The organism is Gaoshiqia sediminis (genome assembly GCF_025907915.1).
Taxonomy (GTDB): Bacteria; Bacteroidota; Bacteroidia; order Bacteroidales; family Prolixibacteraceae; genus Gaoshiqia; species Gaoshiqia sediminis.
The window spans coordinates 1-305 of record NZ_JAPAAF010000164.1 but is presented as its reverse complement, the minus strand read 5'-3'; the positions used below and the strand labels follow the sequence as shown (position 1 = coordinate 305).

General features: G+C 51.8%; 1 protein-coding gene. It reads left to right on the top strand.

Annotated elements, in window-relative coordinates:
- The coding region (locus N2K84_RS20415; protein WP_282593671.1) for an SPASM domain-containing protein at window positions 1-305 on the top strand (305 nt) is incomplete at both ends.

The following is a 305-nucleotide window of genomic DNA, read 5'->3' as shown; positions in this document are numbered from 1 at the left end:
AACGGCAATGTTTATAGCTGCGACTTTTTTGTGGAACCGAAATGGAAGCTGGGCAATGTGATGCACGACCGGCTGATTAATATGCTGAACTCGAAAAAACAGTCGGTTTTCGGACAGGCCAAAGCGGCGTTGCCGCGCGAGTGCCGCCAATGCAGCTGGCTCACCAAATGTTACGGTGGCTGTACCAAAGACCGGATCAAAGATCCGCAGGACCACCGGAAACCCCGTTTCTGCACGTCGTATAAAATGTTCTTTAAACACGCCGACCCGGTTTTGTCGGATATGGCCGTGCAATGGCAGCAACA